The following is a 20853-nucleotide window of genomic DNA, read 5'->3' on the forward strand; positions in this document are numbered from 1 at the left end:
AGAAAGACGATCTGGTCGATCGGCCCGGCATGTACGCACCGCGAGGTGTTTAGTGGACGGGTACGAATCAGTCGAGGTCTTGACCTTACAGGACGATATTGAATACTTGCAAAGCTTCTGTGTAGTTTTCAGGGAATGAATCATAAACAAAAAAACTGATATTTCATCTTAGGATTACGATGAAATATCAGTTTTTTTGTTTCTCTTTTTATAACACAGAGGGTAAAATCACCTCCCATCCCTGGTGGGTAATAATAAGAAGTAAAAACAGCAGCTATTTCGCTGCTGTTTTTACTTCTTATCTGTAGGCCTCTGGACTTTTTAGACATTTAGACTTGTAGACCTGGACTGTAAGCCATAATCAATCAACTGTCTCAAGTGACTTATTACGATGATTTTGTTTTGCTCAATTGCGTCCACCACTTACTATGGCGGTGTCGAACATAGTCAACAGGGACCAACCCGGTGAACATACTGGGTAACAAGGTGCGGTTTGCCGGTATAAGGAAAGCAGCCAGATGGGCGATGATCCCCAAGAGAAGTAAGATCGCCGTTATGTTATGAATCGTGGTCACAACCAGGAGCATGCTTTCTGACATATCAACGCCGGGCATATTTTTGTACACTTTGATCAGTCCGCTGACGCAAAGTCCGAGGATATTAGCGGCGATAAAAGCGTAGGCGAGACGTTGTTCGGCTAAATATTTGAAGGAAGGTGGTTCGGCTTTACCAGTAAACATGGCGGCGATGATCTGCATGGATTCTCCGACATCCCCTTTTTTGGGAAGGATGCTATATTCGCTGCGAATCATGTGGTACACCACATGAAAAGCTGCAGCCGCCAGCAAGACCACTGCACCGGCATAGTGCATCGCTAGGGTAAGGTTGTAGTCACCGCTCCAACTGATCAGTTCTGTCACATTATATCGTTTATAAATCGGCATCTGACCAAAGCCGGTAAAAAAGAGAAAAAAGGTCGAGATGGCAACGGACCAGTGGACAAGCCGCACAGGTAGACTGTGGCGTAGGAGCTTAGCGCCGGTTTCTGGCTGATCATTAGGGGAAGTTCTAGGGGGAGTAGAAATGGAGGTCATTCTTGTTGTCCTCCCTTCATGGTCTTATAGGCGGTGACCCCAGCGACGATCATTCCGGCTACAGGGGCAAGCAGTACGCCGGTAGCCAGCCCGTTTGCTTTATCCATGGCGTTACCGACTCCGACAGGCATGGCTGGGCGTCCAGGTTTGCCGTCGACGGCCTGGCTTAACATGGCCTTATGAATATTTTCAAAAGGTACCGATGAGACGTAGAACGTTGATGTGCCGCCATTTTCTTTATCACCGTACACATAACCGCCGATTTCCTGGGCACGGGCATAAGCGCTGGCGCGCATATCTTCCTTGCTACCAATGGTGATGGCCTTTTGTGGGCACGCTTCGACGCAAGCAGGGGCTTGCCCTTGACGCAGGCGATCAAGGCAGAGGTCGCATTTGTACATCACGCCGCCGCCGGCAAAGGTAGGCATAAGTTTCAGGTAAAGACCTACGCCGGCTTGACGGGCTGGGATGCCCCATGGACATACGGCAGTGCACTTGGCGCCGCCAAAACAAAGATCGGGATCAATGGTAACAGGACCTTCTGGACTCTTGGTCTGTGCGCTGAAAGGGCAGATGTCAGCGCAGGGAGGATTGTCGCAGTGCATGCACCGTCGGGGAACAAAAACATCGCGTTGTGTGCCCTGATCTTCTACGGATACTTTTTGGACATAGGTCCAGTTATAAGGGGTCAGGCGATTGGTGACTTGTCGCTTATCGGACCAGTCTTCATGTTTTTTTTGCGGCCAATAATCTTGGATCGGATGTTGAGGTTCCGGATATCGCGAAGCATTTTTTTGACGGCAGGCAGCAACGCATTGAGGCGTTTTTTCTTTACTGCAGCCATCGCAGCGAGTCAAATCGATCATCGTGCCGACGGTACCAATGGCCGAAGGGGCAGCCAGAGCTTGTTTTCCGGCGGTCAGGATCGCAGCGCCGGACATGCCGCTGGACAGCGCTCGACGCAGAAAAGTGCGCCTGTTGATGGTGGTCATAGGCAACCCTCCTTGCTTTATCACCAACAATATACCCTAAGGGGGTATATGTGTCAAGTAATATTATGCTGTTGCCTTATTGGGTGCATAGCGTGGTACAATATGTAAAAGGATGATTGTTGGAGTAGTGTGATACTTTAATTTTGCATGCAACATAAGAGGTACTGGACTTATGAACGTTTCCTTTCTTTATGGCGATCAAACCATCCGTTTTGAACTGATCTATAGTCGACGTAAAACATTGGGTATACAGATTGAACCTCCGGATAAAGTGATCGTGAAATCTCCATTCGGTCTCTCTACCGATCAAGTGTGTGCGATTGTACAAAAACGTGCTGCTTGGATTATTAAAAAGCTAGCTTCTTTCCGCGCCATGAACATCCAACCGGTACAGCGGTCCTTGATCAATGGTGAGCTATATCTGTATCTAGGCAAAGAATATCCTCTGCAGATTATCATCGACAAATCTGTAGCTAAGCCCTCTGTAGATTTGTTTCAAGATCGATTAGTTGTGATCACGCCAACAATCGAGAAAACAATGCTTCAAAAGGCCTTAATTGCTTGGTATAAGGTTGCTGCCGCCACTCTGATCGAAGAACGTATTCGTGTCTACGCCCACTGTTTTTCCTTATCACCTGTTGAAGTTAAAGTGAAAGAACAAAAAAGACGATGGGGAAGTTGTACTGCGCAAAATCACCTCTTATTCAACTGGCGTATCGTCATGGCACCGTTAGCGGTATTGGATTATGTCGTTGTTCATGAAATGAGTCATCTGGTGCATAAAAATCACGGTAAAGACTATTGGAACCTCGTGGCTTCGATTCTGCCTGATTTTAAAAAGCGTAAAGAATGGCTAAAATATAACGCCTTACGAATGGAGATCTAGGTTAAAAAGAATCAGGAGGTATGATGATGAACAACGTTAAAACAAGTTGGCGCTGTGTGATCTGCGGGTACATACACATCGGTGAAACGGCACCGGCAACTTGTGTGATTTGTGGTGCTTCATCGAATGATTTTGAAGTCGCTGTGGAACCGGCAGCACCGCCTGCCGAAAGCCATCAAAACTGGCGCTGTATCATTTGTGGGTACCTTCATGAAGGGGGACAACCGCCGACCAACTGTCCTATTTGCGGAGTCGGAGAAAATGAATTTGAACCACATCGTTTAACCTCATCTACGCAATCAACGACAAAAATAACGAAAGTCGTGATCATCGGCGGTGGAGTCGCAGGGTTAACAGCAGCTGAAACCATTCGTAATCATTCCGATTCCATGATGGTTACGCTTGTTTCCGCTGAACAACAAACTCCCTATTACCGTTTAAATTTAACCAGGTATTTAGCCGGGGAAATCGATTCAGCATCTTTAGCTGTACATCCTGATGATTGGTACGCAACCAAGCGAATCGATCTCCGCAGCGGTCAAAAAGTCATCAACATTGATCGCCAGGCACAACAAGTCTTCCTTGATGATCAATCGGTGCTGGACTATGATCACCTGATTTTAACGATGGGCGCTCATCCCTTTGTCCCGCCCATACCAGGCAGTAACCTGGCCCAAGTCTTTACGGTACGTACGATGGATGATGCTGAGCAAATTCTCAAGATCATTCCGACGGTCGAATCTTGTGTATGTATTGGCGGCGGGATTCTCGGTCTGGAAACGGCAGGGGCAATCGCCAAACATGGTATCAAGGTACAAGTGATTGAAGGGTCCGATTGGTTAATGCCGCGGCAATTGAACCGGCAGGCCGGACAGATCGTCAAGGAGCATTTACGTAAGCTGGGCATCGAAGTTATTGAAAATGGCCGGACCCAAGCCATTACCGGTCAAGAACAGTGTGATGGCGTACAGTTGGAAAACGGTGTTTTTCTACCTACCCAACTGGTAATCATCGCAACCGGTGTTCGCCCGAATACACACTTGGCTCGCAAATGCGGCCTAAATGTCGACAAAGGCCTACTCGTTGACAGTACGATGCGCACTTCTGATGAGCGTATTTACGCTGCCGGTGATATCACCGAGCATCATGGAACGCTGTATGGCCTTTGGAATGCGGCGCAGTATCAAGGCAAGATTGCGGGTTTAAATGTAGTGGGTGAAAGAACCGAGTTTGGCGGTATACCGCGCTCCAATGTCCTTAAAGTACTTGGCCTTGATCTGTTTAGTATTGGTCAAATTACGCCTTTGGATGGAAGTTACTCATCCTTTGAGAAAGTTGACGGTGACCGGTACTATTCGTTGACGCTCCGTGATGGGCGAATCGTCGGCAGCATCGTCATTGGCGATCAACCATCAGCGATGAAAATCAAACAGGCCATCGAACAAGGACATTTGTTTCCGGTAGCTTTGTTCAACCATATCGATCAGTTTTTACAACAGTTAGCCCGATAAAGCCTGATAAAATAAAAGCCCGTGGTCAATGGTAACAGCCATTTGACCACGGGCTTTGTCATCAGTTAGAAGCTCTTTAGGGCAAGCAAACAAGGATTCGTCGTTCTGAAGCTAATCTTATAAAACCTAGTAGAATTATTTGTTTGATTGACAGGAGAGCTGACTGCTTATAAAATATAGTAAACACACCTGTATAATCGGAATATAAAATGTAATATAGCTGGAAGGATAGCCTGACCAACGGTGATGTATAGCGTAGTGAAGTACAGCGAACGATATTCCGGAAAGGGGGAATGGGCGTTGACTCCGAACATCATAGACTGGAAAAATAGCTTAGACCAAAAAACAGCCAATCAAAGCGCCTTTGAAAAATGGCTTTTTGTGAATCTTGGCAAAGTATTATTGGCGGGAAAGCCTGGCGAACTGGTTAAAATGCCTGTGGAAGCCTGGGGTATGAAAGAAAATGAAGTGGAGCAAGCTGCCTGTACCCTAACTGCTACGTGGGGATTGCGTATGCATGTCGTTCACCGCTGTGACTGCTGGGTCTGCGTTCTGGTCTATCACCCGGCCACATTACAAATTACGCTAGATCGTGCAACGGCCAATTCACGCTTTGGCTCCCTCGGTTATCCGCCCGGAACGACCTGTGATACCTTTTTACAGGAGTTATCTCAGCGATGGGCTGCGACCGGCGTTATTCCCCATGAGATCGGTGTGGCCTTAGGCTACCCTCTAAAAGATGTACTGGGATACATGGGCCTCGTTACGTTGCCTGTTACCATGGTTAAGGGGTGGCGTATCTATGGAAATCCCCAACCGTCATTGCGCATTAAGGCGCAGCATGATCGAGGCTTAGCGGCGGCCATGGCTTTGGTGGATGCGGACTGGACGATTTTTGCTTGCTCGCGCACTTGCGCTACCATACCGGAAGATGATATGACCGGTGAACAACGCTGTAAAGCGGCAATCTAATCAAGTAGCTCTGTTATTCCCGGTAACCTTGTACACCGAGCATCTCGGCAACGGTGTAGAATTCGTATCCGTCATTCTTTAAAATCTCGATGATTTTGGGCAATGCTTGGACAGTTGCTTTCCCATTATAGGCGCTGTGCATCAAGATAATGTCCCCCGGTTGAACATGTTCTGTAAGGTATGCGGTGATTTCTTCAGCCTTCTTTTGTTGCCAATCAAAAGTATCGAAGGACCAAAAAATCGTATACTTATCTTTTTTCATCAACTCATCGATAACTGTGTTGTTCGCATCACCATAGGGTGGACGAAACAAAGCGGGTCTTCGGCCTGTGATACGATGCAGGATATCGTCAGTCTTCGTGATCTCCTGTGCAATCGTCGGAGTTGATGATTGCGATAATCGAGGATGTGTAAAGCTATGGCTACCGATAAGGTGACCATAGCTTGCTGTTTTTTTAACCGTATCTGGATAACGTTCGGCGCTGCTTCCTAAAAAGAAAAAAGTGGCGCGAACATCAGCCTGACGGAGGATCTCCAGTATTTTTGGCGTATTTTGTTGGTCAGGGCCATCGTCAAAAGTGAGGCCAATGGCTTTCTTCCCAGGGGGACCACCCAGATAAACGGTAAGCGGGTATTGGGCAGCTAACGTTTCGATTTGTTGACGCCAATTTTGCCATTGAGTCAGCGCCTTGCCTGACAATGACCTTGTGTCTCCACGAATAGTTCTGATCATGGTATCGGGTGATGAACTGTCTGCCTTTTTTTCTTGTGGGTACGTGGCATTGGTTACGGTTGTTTGCTGATTGTTTGCAGGAGCAATTACCTTTCTTCCGAGATCATCGAATGTCGCTATTATGGCAAGTAAAGCGACAATACCTAAGGCGACGAGAATGATTGGTGATGGGCGGAAAATCTCGTCCACCTCCCTTCTGATATGAAAAAAAAATTACTTGTCTATATAGGCAGAAATGCGTAAGATGATAGAGAGATAAGCAAGAAAACCAACATAGACGTGAAGGAGGGAGCATTATGGCATTAGGCGGAATCCCACCGGTCGGCAGCAACACGCTGGGCGGATGGCCTGCAAGTGAGCCAAGTACAAGTCCTGCGGGATCTCTTGCGGTACAGCCTGATCGGAATCCAATGTTGCCAGTTGCTCCTCCCGGGTCGAATGCCCTATCGCCAAAAGACGGTGTGGATAAATCTACCACAATATCGCCGTCTACACAAGCTGGTAAAGTAGAATGTAAAACTTGTGAGCAACGCAAATATCAAGATGAATCGAATGACAGTTCTGTTTCTTTTCAAACACCGACGAGCTTAAGTACGGATCAAGCGCCGGCGGCGGTGATGGCCCATGAACAAGAACATGTGATCAATGAGCAACAACGGGCGGGACAAGAAGGCCGGCGTGTTTTATCACAAAGTGTTCGTATCCATACAGCTACCTGTCCCGAGTGTGGTCGCGTCTATGTGGCCGGAGGTGAGACCAAAACGGTCACGGCGGACGATCCTAAAGCGTTAGAGCGAGAAACAACCGGTAAAGGACAAGTGATTGATGATTATATCTGAAGTTTCTTCGCCGGTAGAGATGGGTAGGATTACGTAAGAACTGCTATTCATTAATGTTCAAATAGAGAAAGGGGTTCGATAGCAGCATAGAAAAAGTAACCGTTAATCTGATATGAATGAAAAAAGGAGGAATGCTAGAAATGAACAAATTCAAACGGGGGATCGCGTTACTTTTGTCATTCCTATTGGTGGCAGCCATTGCGCTTACCGGTTGTGGCGGCAATCAAACAACGGGTGATGACAAAAGTAAAGATGTGGGGAATCAGCAAAAGCTAAAGGTGGCCTTTGTCTATGTTGGACCTGTCGGGGATGCCGGTTGGTCTCATTCGCATGATCAAGGTCGCAAGTATCTGGAAAAAGAAATGCCCAATGTAGAGACAACTTATGTGGAGTCTGTACCGGAAGGTGCCGATGCCGAACGGGTGCTAACGGAGTTGGCCTCCAAAGGAAATAAAATTATCTTTGCCACCTCTTTTGGTTATATGGATCCCGTGATCAAGGTAGCACAAAAATTCCCTGATGTGGTATTCATGCATGCCACAGGGTTTAAGACGGCACCTAATGTAGGTACCTATTTTGGCCGGGAATATCAAGCTCGCTACTTATCAGGCATCGCTGCCGGTAAGCAAACGCAAACCAATGTTCTTGGCTATGTTGCAGCTTTTCCGATTCCTGAAGTTGTACGGGGAATCAATGCCTTTACTTTAGGTGTGCGTTCCGTTAATCCCAATGCTACAGTGAAAGTGGTTTGGACGAATACCTGGTACAATCCGGCCACCGAAAAAGACGCAGCCAAGAGTTTGCTTGACAGTGGTGCCGATGTTATCGCGATGCATCAAGATACGCCGGCTCCGATGCAAGCGGCAGAGGAAAAAGGTAAGTTCGCTGTGGGTTATCATACTGATATGTCCTCGTTTGCACCGAAAGCCGTGCTGACCGGTCCTGTCTGGAACTGGGGTCCTTATTATGTGAAGACCGTGAAAGCGGTTATGGACAAGACCTGGACGAATGAACAGTACTGGGGCCCTATGGCTGATAAGATCATTGATATTGCCCCCTTTGGACCGATGGTCGGCGATGAAGCCAAGGCCTTGATCATGAAGAAAAGAGATGCCATTGACAAAGGTGAGTGGGATGTTTTCACTGGACCAATCAAGGATCAACTTGGCACGGTCCGAGTTGCAGAAGGTCAAAAAATGACCGATCAAGAGATGTTATCATTTGATTGGTTTGTACAAGGTGTGGAGGGCATGATCAGCAAGTAGTGCTCGCTGCCGTTACTGTGTTGATTTTCGTTCATGAGGGGCCGTTTTGATAAACGGCCTCTTACCCTATCTGTGTATAATTCTACCTGTGATAGCTGCATTTAGAAGCAAGAAAAAGGTGTAACTATGCAAAAACCTCATTCCCGTGAGGATCTTTCGTACATGGTTGAAATGATTGGTATTACCAAACGGTTTCCTGGCATCGTTGCCAATGATCAGATTTCCTTTGCTGTACGCCCTGGGGAGATCCATGCGTTACTTGGTGAAAATGGTGCCGGTAAAAGCACCTTGATGAGCATTCTGACTGGTTTGTATCGTCCCGATGAAGGAGAAATACGGCTTCGTGGCCAGCAGGTTCATTTACAATCACCGCGTGACGCCGTTCAACGTGGAATTGGGATGGTTCACCAGCATTTCAAACTGGTCAATTCTTTCACCGTGGCCGAAAACATCTTGTTGGGTTTGCAAGATGGCACGGGCGAAGTTTATCAATTACATGAGATCAACAAGAAAATCGAAGCATGCAGCCGAGAGTATGGCTTACAACTTGATCCTCAGGCTAAGATCTGGCAACTTTCCGTTGGTGAACAGCAACGGGCGGAGATCATCAAGTTGCTTTATCGTGGAGCGGACCTCTTAATCCTGGACGAACCAACAGCGGTCCTGACGCCGCAGGAAGCGACAGAACTTTATAAAACGTTACGTCGCATGGCAGAGCTTGGCAAATCGGTAATTGTCATTTCGCATAAGCTGAGTGAAGTTCTTGAACATACCGATGCAATTACCGTACTGAGGTCCGGGCGTTCCGTTGGAACTGTTGCCACAAGCGGTACAAGTGAACAAGAACTCACCCAAATGATGGTGGGGCGCATGCTTTGTCCGGTTTTGGATAAAGCGAATGTCATGCCGGGTAAGCCGGTGCTTACTTTGGAGAATGTGACAGCTTTGGGTGATCGGGGCTTGCCAGCATTAAAAGAAGTCACCCTCACCGTCAACGGTGGCGAAATCTTGGGAATCGCCGGCGTGGCCGGTAATGGACAAAAAGAATTAGCTGAAGTGATTGCCGGACTTCGTGCGATTGAATCCGGTACGAAGTGGATCAACAGTGTTGATCATACAGGTGATACACCGCAGGCAGCGATTCATGCCGGTGTCAGCTATATTCCGGAAGATCGATTGGGTACAGGGTTGGTTCCGAACTTAAATGCTGTAGAAAATATACTGTTAAAGATGTATCAAAAGATGCCTGGATGGCGTATCAATTGGTCCCAGGCGGCACGGGATACAACTGCAATTATCAAACAACATGATATCAAGATAGCTCATTTGGATGCACCGGTAAAAATGCTTTCCGGCGGCAATCTGCAAAAATTATTATTAGGTCGTGAGATTTTCCATCATCCGGAATTGATTGTGGCGATGTACCCCATGCGCGGCTTAGATATCGGCGCTATCGAAACGATTCGTAAACTGCTCCTTGAAGTGCGGGCGGCAGGTAAAGGTGTGCTTTTAATCTCCGAGGAATTGGATGAATTGACATGCATGGCTGATCGAATTGCTGTTTTTCACGAAGGAATGGTTATGGGCGTCGTGCGACCGCAAGAAGTAACGATCGAAACGATTGGCGTAATGATGGCAGGCAAACGAATGGCTGTGGCCATGAGCGGAAATTGATATGGAAAAAGGATGGTCTTTGACCATGAAAGGTAAATGGCGCTGGGAAAAACGAGAAACCTCTTCGAAGACGGTAACGATTCTTGTACCGATCTTTTCATGTGTGGTGGGGTTGCTTTTTGCCGGGATTTTCATCTGGGTTTCGGGAAAAAATCCGCTGTTGGTCTATGGGTTGATGGTAGAAGGTGCGCTTGGATCTGCCTATGGGATTTCTGAGACGGTGGTTAAAGCCATACCGTTGATGTTGACTGGCTTAGCCGTTTCCTTAGCTTTTCGAATGCAACTTTGGAATATTGGTGCGGAAGGTCAGTTTTATATGGGGGCTTTTGGTGCAACCTGGGCGGCGTTAACGTTCCCCGATTGGCCGGCCTATTTGCTTTTACCGACAATGCTGATGCTTGGTTTTGTTGCTGGCGGGATATGGGGATTATTACCGGCAATTCCCCGAGCCTATTTTAAGGTGAATGAAACCATCACAACGTTATTGATGAACTATATCGCGATCTTATGGGTTGATTATTTTGTTTTTGGGCCGTGGAAAGACCCAAAAGGGATGAATTTTCCCTTAACGGCGCCTTTTAGCGAAGGGGCGCTGTTGCCGGCTTTTGGAACCAGTCGGATTCATGTGGGCTTAATCTTGGCTTTACTGATTGCTGCTATTTTTTACTATGTACTGCAATATACCAAGTGGGGATTTGAGATTCGTGTCAGTGGGGAAAGCCCGCGGGCTGCACACTACGCCGGGATGAATCATAAGCGCAACATTCTTTTGGTCATGTTGATCAGCGGCGGCATTGCCGGTATTGCCGGTATGACGGAAGTGTCTGCCATCACCCAGCGATTACAGCACGGCATCTCACCGGGTTATGGGTATACGGCAATCATCATTGCCTGGCTAGCCCGCCTCCATCCCTTGGCGATTGTCTTTGTTTCTTTTTTATTTGGCGGTTTACTGGTTGGCGGCTTCAGCATTCAGACCAGTGGCTTTCCGGCCGCTACCGTAGCGATGCTCCAAGGCGCTATTTTGTTTTTTGTAGTAGGCGGCGAGATTTTCACACAATATCGTTTGACTTGGGGCGGGAAAGGAGAGCGCTGATGGAGGTATCACCGTGGATAGCTATTTTAGCAACAGGAATTGTCGCAGGTATACCGATACTTTTAGCAGCTTTAGGTGAAATCCTCGCTGAGCGCGCCGGTGTGATTAACCTTGGCGTGGAAGGGATGATGTTGATTGGCGCTGTTGTGGGCTTCATGGTTTCATTACAATCGAACAGTCCTTGGGTGGGTCTGATCGCTGCGGTGCTGGCCGGTGCGATGATGGCGCTGATTCATGCTTTTTTAACGATCACCCTCCGCGCCAATCAGGTTGTCAGTGGACTGGCCTTAACCATTTTTGGGACAGGGCTGAGCGGCTATTTGGGTAAAAGTTTTATCGGGGTACCGTTAACCGCCACGTTCAAACCGGTCCCGGTTCCGGGATTAAGCCAAATACCGGCGATCGGGCCGATCTTTTTCAACCATGATCTTCTCGTCTATATTGCTTATGGTTTGGTGGCTTTGCTTTGGTTTTTTCTTTTTCGCACTCGGTCGGGGTTGGAACTACGGGCTGTCGGTGAAAATCCTGCAGCCGCTGATGCCGCCGGTTTGAATGTGTTTTTGATCCGTTATGCTTGTGTAATTGCTGGGGGCATGTTTGCCGGGATGGCTGGTGCTTATCTTTCTTTAGCTTATGCACCGTCGTGGTTAGAGAACATGACCGCCGGGCGCGGTTGGATTGCCGTAGCGCTGGTCATATTTGGCGTATGGAATCCCACGAAAGCCTTTTTAGGGAGCTTCTTTTTTGGCACGATTGATGTATTAGGGTTTCACATGCAAACGCTGGGTATTGTAGTGTCCTCCTTTTTCTTAAAAATGCTGCCCTATGTATTTACGATCGCTGTGTTGATCGTGGCTACACGGGAAACCAAGACGCGCCGTGTGGCGATACCGGAAGCACTGGGTGTGCCTTATGTACGGGAGGAACGCTGATGCGGGAGTTAAAGAACCGGATTCTTCAAGATGGCAAGGTGATCGGCCCGGGAATTCTGGATGTGAGTGCCTTTCTGAATCACCAAGTCGATCCGGCCTTGGTGATGCGCATGGGACAGGCCCTGGCGGAACGGTTTGCTCAGGCAGGCGTTACCCGGGTGTTGACGGTCGAGGCTTCGGGAATCCCGGTGGCTGTAGCTGCCGGCTTTTATCTCGGTGTGCCTGTGGTTTTTGCCAAAAAGAAAAAAGCTTCTACACAAGGCGGCGCCTTGTATCGCTCGCCGATCTTTTCATTTACACGTCAAGAAACAGTGGAAATTACGGTGTCCGGGCAGTACTTGCTGGCAGCGGATGTGGTGCTGATTATCGATGATTTTCTGGCTCACGGCGAAGCGCTCCAAGGGCTCGTCGATGTCGTGCGTCAAGCAGGCGCACAAGTTGCCGGGGCCGGTATTGTTATCGAAAAGCGCTTTCAAGGCGGTGCACAAGCATTACGGGATCAAGGATTGCAGATTGAAGCATTGGCCGCAATCACACGGATGGAGCCGGGTTGCATTGAGTTTGCTGAGTAGGCTTCAATTGCCCTGCGTAGGCTGGGAAAGTTCATAATATCGTTAAACGCTCATGTAGTTACGTGGGCGTTTTTTTTTTGTTTGTTTCGTTCAACTATGGCAACAAAGCCAAGTGCGTAATTTTCCTGCGATCATAGCTCACCGATAGTGGGTATGGCACATATAGTGCTGTAGACTCAAGGGGGTGGCTGTAGTGCTGGTTGGCATCATGATTCACCCACGGTTGCAACCGGGACGTTGGGGGGAGAGTGCTCCTTTTTTTCAACAATTGGCCGAAGAAGGAACGGATTTAGGCATTCGGGTTGTTTTTTTCTCGCCTGGGATGATCAACTGGCGCAAACAACAGATGCAAGGGTATCGTTGGGAATCCCAAAGCGAGCAATGGCGCGTAGTGACAACAGGACTGCCTCACGTAGTATATGATCGGTTTTTTGCCTATCCCGGCATGCCTGTAGCGATTCATGCGTGCTATCAGGGATTACGTAAGCGTAGAATTCCTGTTTTCAATCCGCCATTAGGGAATAAATACAGCAATCACTGCAAACTGATGCGTGATCCGGTGATTGCACCGCACTTACCGGCAACGCAACGATGGCAGCCGCTCAAACGTTGGTGGCAGCCGCTCAAACGCTGGAACCAAGTTTACATTAAACCGGTGAACGGTACCAAAGGAAAAGGCATCTTGCGGTTAACCTTACGGAAAAAACGGGCAGTCCTTGTGGAAAGTGCTGCACCGCCGATGTATCGAAAAATGTCCTGGTCCCAGATGAAGATGCAAATGCCGAAGTTGCTGCGAGGCCGTACTTACATTGTCCAGCAAGGACTGCAAACAGCGCGTTGGGATGATAAGATCTTTGATATTCGTGTACTCTGGCAGCGTGATCGCCAAGGAGAATGGTTGGTTACCGGTGCAGCTGTCCGCGTAGGTGCTAATGGAATCACCTGTAATCTGCATGCAGGAGCAACAGCCTTACCGCTGGATGTGGTGCTGGAGGATGCGCAGATCGCCATAACGACAGAGGAGATCCATCGCCTCGGCAAGCAGATTATCATGCGCTTAAATCGCAGTACGCCCTTGCTCGGTGAAGTGGGCTTGGATTTTCTGATTGATCAGAATCAGCACTTATGGTTTATTGAAGCAAATTCCCGACCTGGTCGTGCGATTTTCAACTCGATGGGCGATGGGGAAGGACGCCGCTGCGCCGTGCGCAGGCCGTTGGAATATGCCTGTTATTTGGCAGAGCGGCGAAAGGTCCGGTGAGGTGATATGCTAACGGTTTTTCTCAGTCAACGAGAATGTATGCTGGAAGGTCTAAAGGCCGGCCAACCGATCCGGGTGCAAGCAGGTACAGCACAAACTGAGGCAGTCCTGAAGATTGCTGAAGAGCATCAAGTGAAGCCAGGCCTTTCGCCAGCGTTACAAACAGAACTACATTGGCCCAAGGGGATCGGTTATCAATTACGGTACAGCGCGGAAAAAGCCTGTTTGCTTGTCGGTCCCTTGCTCGGCATTCTGGCACACCGTGGAGGTAAGAAAAGCTCATGGGGACCGCACATCCGGGAAACGCAGCGCTATGCTCACCGTCGTAACGTTGTGACGGTCGTTTTTAGCCCTCGTGATATTTGTTGGGAAGAAGGTACGGTCCAAGGAACGACATTGGGCGCCCGCGGTTGGACTCGACAAACTTTTCCGATACCAAAAGTAATCTTTAACCGCATATTTTCGCGCAAGACTGAAAATATTCCGGACTTTGTCGAATGTAAAGCGCGCTTGCAGACGATTCCAGGATTGGTGCTTTATAATCCGGGCTATCTCGACAAATGGCAAACCCATCAGTATCTCTTGCATCATCCGGCAGCTAAGGCGCTATTACCGGAGACGATCGTGTTGCATCGTCCGGAAGAGATTTGGCCGCTGGTCAACAAACACCGTATTGTTTATGTGAAGCCGGTTCACGGTAGCCAAGGCTATGGGATCTATCGGATTAGCCGGCGTGCCAGCGGTAATTTCAGCATGCAGATGCGCGGAACGTCCGTACAGTCCGGTCAAGGATATAGCAAAGAAGTTGTGGAAAAGCGCTTGCGCACGTTGATGGGGAAGCGTACGTACGTGGCTCAGCAAGGATTGCGTCTGGCCACGATCAAAGGTGCACCTTTTGATTTACGTTTGCTTATGCAAAAAGATGGTAAAGGTGTATGGCAGCAAACCAAAGCTTTTGGGCGTGTAGCTCCTCCGGGCATGTTTACTTCGAATCTGAGTCGTGGTGGTACGGCCATGGGATTGCGCCACACACTGCGTGTAGCCTCTTATTTACGCCGGCGTACGCGGGGAGGGATTATCAAAGAGCTTCGACACTGGGGGCGACTTTTACCGCAGATTGTCGAAGAGGCTACCGGCAAAGTTTATGGCGAGCTTGGTTTGGACTTGGCCTTGGATCATCGTGGGCGGATTTGGTTGATTGAGATCAATTCCAAGCCGCACAAGCGGTTGCAGACGGAAGAGGGTAATCCTGTTGAAGTACGCCAGTCATTGGAGCGACCGATATTGTTTGGCAAATATCTTGATGGTTTTGCTTAAGCTTGTGAGGGGGAACAGAACATGCCCTTGCCACCGATGATTGGTATTGTTACTTGGGGAAGCCGGAACAGGATGCAGCCTTTTGGCCGTTGGTCAAGCACAATGGCCCAAACGATTCAAGCGTTACGAAAGCGGAAGATTCATGCTGTTGGCATCGCCATCGAGGACCTTTATCGACTTTCACAGAAGAAAAACTGTCGCCCAATCATTCGGACGTGGCGACCGCTGCGCGGTACTTGGTATGTGCGCTATGAAGCGTTGCCGTCAATTTTTTATAACCGGATTTTAAGCCGTCGTCGTGAGCAAAGTCCGCAGGGACAAGCGACGTTACGATGGTTGCAAGATACAGGCCGCATTGTTTTTAATCCAGGTTATTTATCTAAAGCATCGGTCTATGAGATGTTATGTGCTTCGCCGGTAGGGTCTTATCTGCCCAAGACCGAAATTGCACCCCTCGATGGACGGCTTAACGAATATTTAGAGCAATGGCCGTCTATCTATATGAAACCACTGAATAGTTGCCAGGGACGGGGCATCTACAAACTAAGCAACCACAACAGTCACTGGCAAGTGACTGGGTTGGCGCCGAAGCGGATCGTTCGCCGTGCATTTGCATCGCAGGCCATGATGCGTAGTTGGCTGGAAAAACGTTTGCGTCATCGACGATACTTGCTGCAACAAGGGATTGAACTGGGACGCTTGCACGATCGTCCCTATGATTTACGGGTGCTGGCTCAAAAAAACGGCCATGGTGAGTGGGTCTTTGTGGGGTGTGGGATTCGTTTGGCGGCGCCTGGCCATGTGGTTACGCACCGGCCTAACGGCGGTTCGGTGGTGTCTACGGATCAAGTGATGAATCGGCGCTTTGGGCGCGAAGGATGGCAGGCCAAGCGCAAAGAACTGTCATCAATGGCTGTGGAGGCTGCGAGGGAACTGGAAAAACAGCATGGTGGTGTTTTTGGTATCGTCACCATGGATATTGCCTGTGATCGTCCTGACGGGCGCTTATGGATACTGGAGATCAATGCGAAACCCGGACCTTTTGATGAACCGCGTATTCAAAAAGAGAGCTACGATCTGCTGGCGGATTATATGCGCTTTTTAGCGGCCCGGAGGGGGTGCCAGTGATGAAAGTTTATATTCATTTTGATGAATCGGCCGTGGTCGCCGAGCTTGTACGCAAGCTCAATGCCAAGGGCATCGAAACCATCGCGGGACGCGGGCAACCGGCAGGGGCGGTTGATGCATGGATTAACTGGAGCCGGGAACCACTGGCACCTTTGCCTGGGGCGCAACGCAGCTATAATGCAACACCGTGGCTTACTGATCCTGATGATGATCTGCGTATTGAACAGGTGCTGCAATTAAACCGCTTACGAGCGTTGATTCATGATGGCCCGCGCCGTTGGCCCATCGCGGTATGGCCTAAAGAGTATCAGGTGTATATCTGGGATACTCGTGTAGTAGCTGTACAGCGCAAAGTGTTGACCATGCAGCAGCAACGGGATTTGGTTAAAGGTACTCATCTTACTTCATCTTTCACATGGGTAGAGCACCTTTCGAACTGGGAGCAAGAGCGACTGGTGCCGCTCGCGTTGCGAGCGCTTCATTGCTTAGGCTTGGATTTTGGCCGTGTCCACTTGGCAGTAAACCGGTCCAGTGGCCCGGTCATTCTCGAGATTGATCGTGTTCCGGTTTTGCGTAAACGTCTTGCGCAAGCCTTTGCCGATACGATTAGTGAAGCCTTGGCCACCACTGGATCGAAGGAATTTACCATTGGGTCTGATCCTGAGTTTATGCTGGCGCTTTTGCCGGGGCGCAAAATGGTACCGGCATCGCGTTTTTTTCCGCGCGTAGGGACGGTAGGCTGCGATAACCGGCGTGCCTTTGGCGCTTCTGATGATCTGCCGCTGGCAGAAATCCGCCCACAGCCGGTAAGTTCGGCCGAAGCGGCTGTGGAAGAAATTCGCAAAGCGCTGCAAGAAGCGAATCAACTTTGTCCCTTTCGCAACATCGTCTGGAATGCTGGCTCTGAACCGTTTCCAGGCTATCCGGTAGGCGGACATATTCATTGGGGCGGGTTGCCGCTTACGGCGCAACATTTGCGCGCTTTTGATCAGTACTTGGCTTTACCACTTTTCTTCCTAGAGAAATCCGAATCAGCACGGCGCCGGCGCAATTTTTATGGAATGCTTGGTGATTTCCGCGTTAAATCCCATGGCTTTGAATACCGTACGCCTGGTTCTTGGTTATCGACACCGCAACTGACTTGGGTAGCCTTGGCTTTGGCACAAGCTGTGGCGCTGCATGCGAAGCAACTGACACGTTGGGATTTTGTTGATCCAGCCTTTCAGGAAGCCTTTTATGACGGTGATCGGGCAAAGCTATTGCCTTCGTTGAAAACAAGTTTAGCTGAGCTTTATGCGGTAGAACCAACGGCGCGGATGCGCAAGCTGGTCGAGTTGATCTGGTATATGCAAGAGCGCGGTATGGTGGCTGATGAAGCGATCGATATTCGCCAAGCTTGGGGGCTCACTGCAGGACATCAGCGCTATCGCCATGTCCCGCGATTACGCAATCAATTTTCATGGGTGCCGAATCATGTGATGCGCTTATAAAGAAAGCTGTAATTTCAAGTTAAGGATAGGGCGAATACTAATAAAAGATAGGTGTACGCTTCAGGTGCGACATAATCTCGAAGTCCTGCCAGGAAATCTTCTGGTGCAGGACTTTTTTCCTTTGAAACTAGCAGGATATTTCCATGAAAAAGAGAATTGAAAGATACGCAACATTTTTATTCAAGTAGGAGGCGTGTTCCTGTTGGCCATTAAACTGGGAATTAACGGGTTAGGTCGCATCGGTAGGAATGTATTTCGAGCTGCGATTGATCGTGACGACGTGGAAATTGTTGCTATGAATATGACCTCGGATCCTCAAACGATTGCCTATCTGTTGACCTATGATTCGATCCATGGGGTTTTGGATTCCGAAATTCAAGCAACGGAAAACAGCATCATCGTGAAAGGGAAGGAAATCAAATTAGTCAGCGATCGTGATCCGGCACGTTTGCCGTGGGGCGATCTGGGTGTCGATATTGTCATTGAGTCAACCGGTAAGTTTAATCACCGGGAAGGTGCAGCCAAGCATATTGAAGGTGGCGCAAAAAAAGTTATTATCACCGCGCCGGCTAAAAATGAAGACTGCACGATTGTGGTTGGTGTCAATGATCATATCTATGATCCTGCCAATCATCACGTGATTTCGAACGCTTCATGTACAACCAACTGCCTGGCTCCGGTAGCGAAAGTTATTTCGCAACGATTTGGTATTATCCAGGGGTTGATGACGACCGTCCATGCGTTCACCAATGACCAAAATATCCTTGACGATGAACATAAGGATCTGCGTCGGGCCCGGGCGTTAGGTATCTCGATCATCCCCACGACAACCGGTGCAGCAAAAGCGGTATCGCTCGTGTTGCCGGAATTGGAGGGGAAACTTAATGGTTTTGCCTTGCGGGTTCCTGTACCGAATGTGTCTGTTGTGGACTTGACGGTGGAACTGGAGCGTCCCGCATCGAAAGAAGAAATCAATGCAGCACTGCGCGAGGCGGCCGAAGGAGAACTGAAAGGGATCTTAGGGTACTGTGATGAGCCGCTGGTTTCCGGCGATTTCCTTGGTGATCCACGTTCGTCCATTGTTGATGCATTGTCAACTATGTGCACTAAAAAGAATACCATGGCGAAAATTGTAGCGTGGTATGATAATGAATGGGGTTATTCCTGTCGTGTGCTTGATCTGGCTGCCAAGATTGGTCGCGACCTCTAACGATCGGGAATAGCTTTCTCCTCCGTTCCTAACTTCATCGCAGAGGAGGATTCCCGGTGGAAGTACGTTGCATGCTCTGTGGAAAAAAAGAAGATGTCACTCAAGAGCATCCCAAATGGGATGAAGTGAGAGGCAAAACCAAAGTCGTAACTTATATTTGTTTGAACTGTACGGCAAAGGTACGCTATGAAGCCAATGAAGGGCAAAAGTTGCCAAAACCGATGTGATGAAAGGCCCGCCAACGTCAATGTTGGCGGGTCTTTTGTTAATATTCATGGATTTAAAAAACGCAGGGTGACATCTGTCGAGCGATTGGGGTAAAATAATTAAGCGAATGGATCAACGAGAAGCGCAAATACGAGAGGTAAAGGATGTGGTAAACCGTGGACGGTCTGCCTAGTCGAACATGTAGCATTATCAAACCAATTATAGATACAGGACTGCCACGGCGATAGGCGCGCTGCGCTAAAACGATCCGGGCAGCACCTTGGGGGAGGGTATGCCCATGATCAAGACCTATCTTTACGATGCCCAAGCGCAGTCAGTGTTGCATGACATTGATCTTGACCGCACGAGTGAGTGGCTAGCCAATAAAGATAATTTACTTTGGATTGACCTCTATGATTATAACGCCAAAGAGGCCTCCTATATCTGCAAGGTATTTGATTTCCACCCGCTGACGTTAGAAGACGTGCTTCATGGCAGTCCGCGGGCCAAAGTTGATCATTATGACAAATACTATTTTTTCGTCTTTCACGCCTTGCGGTATGATGAAGAATCCGATAATGAGCTGACGATTTTCGAACTGGATGTGTTTTTGGGGCCCAATTATATCGTAACGATGCACCGCTCCGCGTTGCCGGCGGTGGGGCGTGTAGCCTATCATTGCTTGCGTGGTCCCAAGTATATGGATCGCGGACCTGACTATTTGGTGTATGCCATTGTTGACGGTATTATTGATGAATATTTTCCCATCGTTGACCGTCTCGGTGTGCGGATCGATGAACTTGAGGACGAGCTTTATATCAATCCTGTGCGCGAAACGACCGATGAGATCTTAGCCTTAAAGCGAACGATCTTGTTGCTCCGCAAAACGGTGTTACCGCAAAAACGTATTTTTTCGAACATTAACGGGCGTTATTCTTTTGAAGTAAATCCGAATAACCAACCATACTACTTGGACTTGATTGATCATATTGAACGCATTAACGATACCATTGATACCTATCGTGATCTGGTCAACAGTGCCATGGATACGCATTTTTCTTTGATTTCGAATAAAACCAATGAAATCATCCGGGTACTGACGATTATCTCAACGATCAGTATGCCCTTAACGGTGATCACCGGTGCTTTTGGGATGAATGTACCGATTCCCTTGGAACAAGGATGGGCGTTTTTCGCCATTTGGGGTGGCATGATCTTTTTATCGGCAGGGATGCTCTATTTGTTCCGGCAAAAAAAATGGCTTTAACCGAGGGTTGACAGAACGTTGTAGAATCGTGTATATTATAACTCGTCGGTTGCGGCAGGCTCAATCTGAGTTTGTTGATCAGCCTCTTGCGGGTGTAGCTCAATGGTAGAGCCCTAGCCTTCCAAGCTAGTCACGTGGGTTCGATTCCCATCACCCGCTCCATGTTGCAGGGGAGTAGCTCAATTGGTAGAGCGGCGGTCTCCAAAACCGTAGGTTGCGGGTTCGATCCCTGTCTCCCCTGCCACTTAATTTTATAGTGAACAAAACCGTTGGTATAGGAAACCAACGGTTTTTCTAAGAAGTGCCGCTGTAGCTCAGTAGGTAGAGCGTATCCTTGGTAAGGATAAGGTCACCGGTTCAATCCCGGTCAGTGGCTCCAGTAACAAGTAAAAGCTGTAATCGATGAT

19 protein-coding genes, 3 tRNA genes and 1 rRNA gene are annotated in these 20853 nt (G+C 48.7%); 20 read left to right on the top strand and 3 right to left on the bottom strand.

The annotated features are described in order from the left end of the window. Positions 1 to 87, top strand: a 23S ribosomal RNA gene (locus EDD73_RS12800); the annotation flags it as partial. 299 nt (positions 88 to 386) lie between these two features. Here the strand turns inward: EDD73_RS12800 and EDD73_RS12805 are convergent. Together EDD73_RS12805 and EDD73_RS12810 are read right to left on the bottom strand one after the other, a co-directional pair. Continuing rightward, a complete protein-coding gene (locus EDD73_RS12805) occupies positions 387 to 1094 on the bottom strand; it encodes a cytochrome b/b6 domain-containing protein (protein WP_131920549.1) in 708 nt (235 codons plus the stop codon). Then, a complete protein-coding gene (locus tag EDD73_RS12810) occupies positions 1091 to 2086 on the bottom strand; it encodes a 4Fe-4S dicluster domain-containing protein (RefSeq protein ID WP_131920551.1) in 996 nt (331 codons plus the stop codon). Before EDD73_RS12810 ends, EDD73_RS12805 begins: the two co-directional genes overlap by 4 nt. Before the next feature lie 172 nt (positions 2087 to 2258). Here EDD73_RS12810 and EDD73_RS12815 point away from each other — a divergent pair, with 172 nt between their 5' ends. The 3 genes from EDD73_RS12815 to EDD73_RS12825 all read left to right on the top strand — a co-directional run bounded on the left by EDD73_RS12815 (position 2259) and on the right by EDD73_RS12825 (position 5455). Further along, a complete protein-coding gene (locus EDD73_RS12815; protein ID WP_131920553.1) occupies positions 2259 to 2972 on the top strand; it encodes a M48 family metallopeptidase in 714 nt (237 codons plus the stop codon). A 26-nt stretch (positions 2973 to 2998) separates the two neighbouring features. Continuing rightward, positions 2999 to 4483, top strand: a complete 1485-nt coding sequence (locus EDD73_RS12820) for an FAD-dependent oxidoreductase (protein ID WP_165876512.1) — start codon at positions 2999 to 3001, stop codon at positions 4481 to 4483. Between the two features lie 300 nt (positions 4484 to 4783). Beyond that, positions 4784 to 5455, top strand: coding sequence for a DUF3793 family protein (locus EDD73_RS12825; RefSeq protein WP_165876513.1), 672 nt, complete (start codon positions 4784 to 4786; stop codon positions 5453 to 5455). Between the two features lie 13 nt (positions 5456 to 5468). On the opposite strand, the gene EDD73_RS12830 is transcribed toward EDD73_RS12825, so the two are convergent. Further along, on the bottom strand, positions 5469 to 6377 hold the full coding sequence (locus tag EDD73_RS12830) for a polysaccharide deacetylase family protein (protein WP_131920560.1): 909 nt from the start codon (positions 6375 to 6377) through the stop codon (positions 5469 to 5471). 107 nt (positions 6378 to 6484) lie between these two features. Here EDD73_RS12830 and EDD73_RS12835 point away from each other — a divergent pair, with 107 nt between their 5' ends. From EDD73_RS12835 to EDD73_RS12910, 16 genes are all read left to right on the top strand, one after another. Further along, positions 6485 to 7027, top strand: a complete 543-nt coding sequence (locus tag EDD73_RS12835) for a hypothetical protein (protein ID WP_131920562.1) — start codon at positions 6485 to 6487, stop codon at positions 7025 to 7027. A 140-nt stretch (positions 7028 to 7167) separates the two neighbouring features. Beyond that, entirely contained in the window at positions 7168 to 8292 is a 1125-nt protein-coding gene (locus tag EDD73_RS12840) for a BMP family ABC transporter substrate-binding protein (protein ID WP_131920564.1), read from the top strand. A 162-nt stretch (positions 8293 to 8454) separates the two neighbouring features. After that, the gene (locus EDD73_RS12845) at positions 8455 to 9966 is read left to right on the top strand and encodes an ABC transporter ATP-binding protein (RefSeq protein ID WP_131920566.1); all 1512 of its coding nucleotides are present in this window, start codon (positions 8455 to 8457) and stop codon (positions 9964 to 9966) included. Positions 9967 to 9991: 25 nt separating this feature from the next. Further along, on the top strand, positions 9992 to 11062 hold the full coding sequence (locus EDD73_RS12850; RefSeq protein WP_131920568.1) for an ABC transporter permease: 1071 nt from the start codon (positions 9992 to 9994) through the stop codon (positions 11060 to 11062). Next, entirely contained in the window at positions 11062 to 11994 is a 933-nt protein-coding gene (locus EDD73_RS12855; RefSeq protein ID WP_131920570.1) for an ABC transporter permease, read from the top strand. The genes EDD73_RS12850 and EDD73_RS12855 overlap by 1 nt, the downstream gene beginning before the upstream one ends. Next, positions 11994 to 12566 carry a xanthine phosphoribosyltransferase gene (locus EDD73_RS12860; RefSeq protein ID WP_131920572.1) on the top strand — a complete coding sequence of 191 codons (573 nt, stop codon included), beginning with the start codon at positions 11994 to 11996 and terminating at the stop codon, positions 12564 to 12566. Before EDD73_RS12855 ends, EDD73_RS12860 begins: the two co-directional genes overlap by 1 nt. 193 nt (positions 12567 to 12759) lie before the next feature. Beyond that, the gene (locus EDD73_RS12865) at positions 12760 to 13827 is read left to right on the top strand and encodes a YheC/YheD family endospore coat-associated protein (protein WP_131920574.1); all 1068 of its coding nucleotides are present in this window, start codon (positions 12760 to 12762) and stop codon (positions 13825 to 13827) included. A 6-nt stretch (positions 13828 to 13833) separates the two neighbouring features. Further along, the gene (locus EDD73_RS12870) at positions 13834 to 15144 is read left to right on the top strand and encodes a YheC/YheD family endospore coat-associated protein (RefSeq protein ID WP_131920576.1); all 1311 of its coding nucleotides are present in this window, start codon (positions 13834 to 13836) and stop codon (positions 15142 to 15144) included. Positions 15145 to 15165: 21 nt separating this feature from the next. Beyond that, on the top strand, positions 15166 to 16272 hold the full coding sequence (locus tag EDD73_RS12875; protein ID WP_131920578.1) for a YheC/YheD family endospore coat-associated protein: 1107 nt from the start codon (positions 15166 to 15168) through the stop codon (positions 16270 to 16272). Next, positions 16272 to 17762, top strand: a complete 1491-nt coding sequence (locus EDD73_RS12880) for a putative amidoligase domain-containing protein (RefSeq protein WP_131920580.1) — start codon at positions 16272 to 16274, stop codon at positions 17760 to 17762. Before EDD73_RS12875 ends, EDD73_RS12880 begins: the two co-directional genes overlap by 1 nt. Positions 17763 to 17964: 202 nt before the next feature. Continuing rightward, positions 17965 to 18972: a type I glyceraldehyde-3-phosphate dehydrogenase gene (gene gap, locus EDD73_RS12885; protein WP_131920582.1), complete on the top strand. Its 1008-nt coding sequence runs from the start codon at positions 17965 to 17967 to the stop codon at positions 18970 to 18972. Between the two features lie 56 nt (positions 18973 to 19028). Further along, the gene (locus tag EDD73_RS12890) at positions 19029 to 19199 is read left to right on the top strand and encodes a DUF2197 domain-containing protein (protein WP_131920584.1); all 171 of its coding nucleotides are present in this window, start codon (positions 19029 to 19031) and stop codon (positions 19197 to 19199) included. 278 nt (positions 19200 to 19477) lie between these two features. Beyond that, positions 19478 to 20446: a magnesium/cobalt transporter CorA gene (gene corA, locus EDD73_RS12895; protein ID WP_131920586.1), complete on the top strand. Its 969-nt coding sequence runs from the start codon at positions 19478 to 19480 to the stop codon at positions 20444 to 20446. Positions 20447 to 20534: 88 nt separating this feature from the next. Beyond that, a tRNA-Gly gene (locus tag EDD73_RS12900) sits at positions 20535 to 20608 on the top strand. A gap of 6 nt (positions 20609 to 20614) precedes the next feature. Then, a tRNA-Trp gene (locus EDD73_RS12905) sits at positions 20615 to 20690 on the top strand. Between the two features lie 59 nt (positions 20691 to 20749). Next, positions 20750 to 20825, top strand: a tRNA-Thr gene (locus tag EDD73_RS12910). Positions 20826 to 20853 lie beyond the last annotated feature (28 nt).

This window comes from Heliophilum fasciatum (genome assembly GCF_004341395.1).
Classification (GTDB): domain Bacteria; phylum Bacillota; class Desulfitobacteriia; order Heliobacteriales; family Heliobacteriaceae; genus Heliophilum; species Heliophilum fasciatum.

Coding starts and splice junctions, on each gene's coding strand:
- EDD73_RS12805 (WP_131920549.1), bottom strand. CDS start 1,094: ATGACCTCCATTTCTACTCCCCCTAGAACTTCCCCTAATGATCAGCCA.
- EDD73_RS12810 (WP_131920551.1), bottom strand. CDS start 2,086: ATGACCACCATCAACAGGCGCACTTTTCTGCGTCGAGCGCTGTCCAGC.
- EDD73_RS12815 (WP_131920553.1), top strand. CDS start 2,259: ATGAACGTTTCCTTTCTTTATGGCGATCAAACCATCCGTTTTGAACTG.
- EDD73_RS12820 (WP_165876512.1), top strand. CDS start 2,999: ATGAACAACGTTAAAACAAGTTGGCGCTGTGTGATCTGCGGGTACATA.
- EDD73_RS12835 (WP_131920562.1), top strand. CDS start 6,485: ATGGCATTAGGCGGAATCCCACCGGTCGGCAGCAACACGCTGGGCGGA.
- EDD73_RS12840 (WP_131920564.1), top strand. CDS start 7,168: ATGAACAAATTCAAACGGGGGATCGCGTTACTTTTGTCATTCCTATTG.
- EDD73_RS12845 (WP_131920566.1), top strand. CDS start 8,455: ATGGTTGAAATGATTGGTATTACCAAACGGTTTCCTGGCATCGTTGCC.
- EDD73_RS12850 (WP_131920568.1), top strand. CDS start 9,992: ATGAAAGGTAAATGGCGCTGGGAAAAACGAGAAACCTCTTCGAAGACG.
- EDD73_RS12855 (WP_131920570.1), top strand. CDS start 11,062: ATGGAGGTATCACCGTGGATAGCTATTTTAGCAACAGGAATTGTCGCA.
- EDD73_RS12860 (WP_131920572.1), top strand. CDS start 11,994: ATGCGGGAGTTAAAGAACCGGATTCTTCAAGATGGCAAGGTGATCGGC.
- EDD73_RS12870 (WP_131920576.1), top strand. CDS start 13,834: ATGCTAACGGTTTTTCTCAGTCAACGAGAATGTATGCTGGAAGGTCTA.
- EDD73_RS12875 (WP_131920578.1), top strand. CDS start 15,166: ATGCCCTTGCCACCGATGATTGGTATTGTTACTTGGGGAAGCCGGAAC.
- EDD73_RS12880 (WP_131920580.1), top strand. CDS start 16,272: ATGAAAGTTTATATTCATTTTGATGAATCGGCCGTGGTCGCCGAGCTT.
- corA (WP_131920586.1), top strand. CDS start 19,478: ATGATCAAGACCTATCTTTACGATGCCCAAGCGCAGTCAGTGTTGCAT.